Below are 3,177 nucleotides of genomic sequence, written 5' to 3'. Positions count from 1 at the left end.
GAAGTAGCGGGCGTCACGGTCCTGGCACCCCTTCGCGTCGGGCTGGCAGCTGGAAAACACCGTCTTGCCGATGGCGATATCGAGCTTGTTCTTGCGGATCAGCCGGCCAAGCGTCAGCGCCGCCTCGACATTGCCGCCGGGAGAATCCACGACAACAGGCAGTTTCCGCCCGCCAAGCGTCTTCAGCATGCGTTTGAAGAGCGCCGGAGTTCCGGCTTCTATGGAGCCCTCGGCCGATATCCATTCCGGACAGATCGGCTCGCACCCCGCTGCGTTGCTGCGGACAATGCCGAACCGCATCGTCGGCCCAAGATCCGGCGCCGCATCCGCCGCGAAGGCTGCCGGGCCTGTGGCAAGCAGCGCAATCAGCCAGGTCAGAGCCAGCGGCCACAATGCCCGACGATGAAAATACCGCCTTGGAACCATTTGGAAAAAGCCCCTTGATGCAACCTATACTAGACGAGGTCCAGAGCCTTGCAACAGGGTTCGGCCGACGGGGCGGCAGCCGATAGCCCGGCAAACAAAAAGGGCGGCCCGAAGACCGCCCTTTCTTGTCGATCCGGCGAATGCCGGGCTCGGTTATTCCTTGATGGTGACGACGATGCCGGCACCGACGGTGCGGCCGCCTTCACGGATAGCGAAGCGCAGCTTCTCTTCCATGGCGATCGGCACGATCAGCTCGACATCGACCGTGATGTTGTCGCCCGGCATCACCATCTCGGTGCCTTCCGGCAGCGACACGATGCCGGTCACGTCGGTCGTGCGGAAGTAGAACTGCGGACGGTAGTTGGTAAAGAACGGCGTGTGACGGCCTCCTTCGTCCTTGGTCAGGATGTAGGCTTCGGCCACGAACTTCTTGTGCGGCTTCACCGTGCCTGGCTTGGCCAGAACCTGGCCGCGCTCGACACCTTCACGATCAACGCCGCGCAGCAGCGCGCCGATGTTGTCGCCGGCCTGGCCCTGATCGAGCAGCTTGCGGAACATTTCCACGCCCGTGCAGGTCGTCTTGGTCGTCGGACGGATGCCGATGATCTCGAGTTCCTCGCCGACCTTGACCACGCCGCGCTCGACGCGGCCGGTCACGACCGTGCCGCGGCCCGAGATCGAGAACACGTCTTCGATCGGCATCAGGAACGGCTTGTCGAGCGGACGGACCGGCGTCGGGATGTAGGCATCGACCGCAGCCATCAGCTCGCGGATCGCGTCTTCACCGATCTTCTTGTCCGAGTCTTCGAGAGCAGCCAGAGCCGAACCCTTGACGATCGGAATGTCGTCGCCGGGGAATTCGTTCTTGGTCAGAAGCTCGCGAACCTCGAGCTCGACCAGTTCGAGCAGCTCGGCGTCGTCGACCTGGTCGACCTTGTTCAGGAACACCACGATCGACGGCACGCCGACCTGACGGGCCAGCAGGATGTGCTCGCGGGTCTGCGGCATCGGGCCGTCGGCAGCCGACACGACCAGGATCGCGCCGTCCATCTGCGCGGCGCCGGTGATCATGTTCTTCACATAGTCGGCGTGGCCGGGGCAGTCGACGTGAGCGTAGTGGCGGTTGGCCGTCTCGTATTCGACGTGAGCCGTCGAGATCGTGATGCCGCGCGCCTTCTCTTCAGGGGCAGCGTCGATCTGGTCGTAGCGCTTGTATTCGCCAAAATACTTGGTGATCGCCGCCGTCAGCGACGTCTTGCCATGGTCGACGTGGCCAATCGTGCCGATGTTCACGTGAGGCTTGTTACGCTCGAATTTACCTTTGGCCATAATCGTTCTCCGTCTATTCTACCCGCTTGGGGGAAATTGTTATTCGCTCTTCAGATCCGGCACCGCGCAAGAGACGCGACGTCGGTGGCTAAGGAACCCTTACGCGTATTTCTTCTGGACTTCCTGGGCCACTGCGGTCGGGACCGGCTCGTAGTGATCGAACTGCATCGTGTAGGCCGCACGGCCCTGGCTCATCGAGCGCAGGTTGTCGACATACTTGAACATGTTGGCGAGCGGCACCATCGCGTTGATGACCACGGCGACACCACGTGCTTCCTGACCCTGGATCTGGCCACGACGACCGTTCAGATCGCCGATGACGCTGCCGACGTAGTCTTCCGGCGTCACGACTTCGACCTTCATGATCGGCTCGAGCAGCTGCACGCCAAGCTTGGGTGCTGCTTCACGGAAGCAGGCGCGGCCGGCGATTTCGAAGGCCAGAACGCTTGAGTCGACATCGTGGTAAGCGCCGTCGATGAGGGTCGCCTTGACGCCGATCATCGGGAAGCCCGCGAACGGACCCGAGGTCATGACGCTGTTGATGCCCTTTTCGACACCAGGGATGTATTCCTTCGGCACGGCGCCGCCGACGATCTTGGTATCGAACTCGAACTCGCTGCTGTCCGGGTTCGGCTCGAAGAGGATCTTGACGCGAGCGAACTGACCGGTACCGCCAGTCTGCTTCTTGTGCGTGTAGTCCTGCTCGTGCTTGCGGGTGATCGTCTCGCGATAGGCCACCTGCGGTGCGCCGACATTGGCCTCGACCTTGAACTCGCGACGCATGCGGTCGACGATGATGTCGAGGTGGAGTTCGCCCATGCCGGAAATGATGGTCTGGCCACTTTCCTCGTCGGTCTTGACGCGGAAGGACGGATCCTCGGCGGCCAGGCGGTGAAGGGCGAGGCCCATCTTTTCCTGGTCGTTCTTGGTCTTCGGCTCGATGGCAATCTGGATGACCGGATCGGGGAATTCCATGCGCTCGAGAATGACCGGATGCAGCGGATCGCTCAGCGTGTCGCCGGTGGTCGTGTCCTTGAGACCGGCAAGAGCAACGATATCGCCGGCAAAAGCCTCTTCGACGTCGGCGCGCGAGTTCGCATGCATCTGCAGCATGCGGCCGATGCGCTCTTTCTTGCCCTTCACGGTGTTGTCGACCGAGATGCCCTTGGTGAGCCTGCCCGAATAGATGCGCGCAAAGGTCAGCGAACCGACGAACGGGTCGTTCATGATCTTGAAGGCGAGCATCGACAGCGGCTCGTTGTCGTCGGCATGACGCTCGATCTCGGCGTCGGTCTTGGCATCGACGCCCTTGATGGCGGGAACATCGGCCGGCGAAGGCAGATATTCGACGACGGCGTCGAGCAGCGGCTGCACGCCCTTGTTCTTGAAGGCCGAGCCACAGAACATCGGGTAGAACTTGAC

At 62.1% G+C, this 3,177-nt stretch carries 2 protein-coding genes and 1 pseudogene; all 3 read right to left on the bottom strand.

The window, feature by feature from the left end; genetic code table 11:
• Positions 1-426, bottom strand: a pseudogene (locus EN955_RS34115) (hypothetical protein); the annotation flags it as partial.
• 153 nt (positions 427-579) lie between these two features.
• Positions 580-1,755, bottom strand: coding sequence for an elongation factor Tu (gene tuf, locus EN955_RS34110; protein ID WP_013531404.1), 1,176 nt, complete (start codon positions 1,753-1,755; stop codon positions 580-582).
• Positions 1,756-1,854: 99 nt separating this feature from the next.
• Positions 1,855-3,177 (bottom strand): elongation factor G (gene fusA, locus EN955_RS34105; protein WP_127223563.1); only part of this gene is annotated, 1,323 nt, incomplete at its 5' end.

It is taken from the genome of Mesorhizobium sp. M7A.F.Ca.CA.001.04.2.1 (genome assembly GCF_003998485.1).
Taxonomy (GTDB): domain Bacteria; phylum Pseudomonadota; class Alphaproteobacteria; order Rhizobiales; family Rhizobiaceae; genus Mesorhizobium; species Mesorhizobium ciceri.
This window is presented reverse-complemented; position numbering and strand designations above follow the sequence as displayed.